Raw genomic sequence first — 1,380 nt, 5'->3', positions numbered from 1 at the left:
TTTCTTCGTCGGTCGCGGTGAAGCGGCCAGCGACGGTGCCCGCTGTGGCGGAGTTCTCATCAATGGTTTCTGGGGAAACGCTGATGACCGGCACATCGTTATGCAGAGTGACAGTTGGTTGACCGGTGCCATTAGAGCTGGCGCCTTCTGGGTCAGTGACGGTCAGATCGATCTTCGGCAGTTGATTGCCGGCGTTAACGAAGTCCGCGCCCTTCTGGGTCAGTACAACGTTGTTGCCAGACAGGCTGTAGTAGCCGTCTGCGTTGCTGTTGCCGGTGAAGGAGACAGTCAAACCTTCGCGTGGGGTTTCTTCATCGGTCGCGGTGAAGCGGCCAGCGACGGTGCCCGCCGTAGCGGAGTTCTCATCGATGGTTTCTGGCGCGACGCTGATCACTGGCACGTCGTTGTGAAGAGTAACGGTTGGCTGGCCAGTGCCGTTGGAGTTCAGGCCTTCAGGGTCAGTGACGGTCAGATCGATCTTCGGCAGTTGATTGCCGGCGTTAACAAAATCCGCGCCCTTCTGGGTCAGCACAACGTTGTTATCAACGATGGCGTAGTAGCCATCTGCGTTGCTGCTGCCGGTGAAGGAAACAGTCAAACCTTCGCGTGGCGTTTCTTCATCAGTCGCGGTGAAGCGGCCAGCGACGGTGCCCGCCGTAGCGGAGTTTTCATCGATGGTTTCTGGGGAAACGCTGATGACCGGCACATCGTTGTGCAGAGTGACGGTCGGCTGGCCGGTGCCATTAGAGCTGGCGCCTTCTGGATCAGTAACGGTCAGGTCAATCTTCGGCAGTTGATTGCCGGCGTTAACGAAGTCAGCGCCCTTCTGGGTCAACACGACGCTGTTATCAACGATGGCGTAGTAGCCGTCGGCATTGCTGTTGCCGGTGAAGGAAACAGTCAGGCCTTCGCGTGGGGTTTCTTCGTCCGTAGCGGTGAAGCGGCCAGCGACGGTGCCCGCCGTAGCGGAGTTTTCATCGATGGTTTCTGGGGAAACGCTGATGACCGGCACATCGTTGTGCAGAGTAACGGTCGGCTGGCCGGTGCCGTTGGAGTTCAGGCCTTCTGGGTCAGTGACAGTCAGGTCAATCTTCGGCAGTTGATTGCCGGCGTTAACGAAGTCAGCACCCTTCTGGGTCAGCACGACGTTGTTATCAACGATGGCGTAGTAGCCGTCTGCGTTGCTGTTGCCGGTGAAGGAAACAGTCAGGCCTTCGCGTGGTGTTTCTTCATCGGTCGCGGTGAAGCGACCTGCGACGGTGCCCGCAGTAGCGGAGTTTTCATCGATGGTTTCTGGCGCGACACTGATGACCGGCACGTCGTTATGCAAGGTAACGGTTGGCTGGCCGGTGCCGTTGGAGCTGGCGCCTTCTGGATCAG

1 protein-coding gene is annotated in these 1,380 nt (G+C 58.4%); it reads right to left on the bottom strand.

Annotated features, from left to right (window positions below; translation table 11 throughout):
- Nucleotides 1-1,380 (bottom strand): hypothetical protein (locus tag BB029_RS33365; RefSeq protein WP_168166829.1); only part of this gene is annotated, 1,380 nt, incomplete at both ends.

The sequence above is a fragment of the Pseudomonas sp. S3E12 genome, from assembly GCF_001702295.1.
Taxonomy (GTDB): domain Bacteria; phylum Pseudomonadota; class Gammaproteobacteria; order Pseudomonadales; family Pseudomonadaceae; genus Aquipseudomonas; species Aquipseudomonas marginalis.
This window is presented reverse-complemented; position numbering and strand designations above follow the sequence as displayed.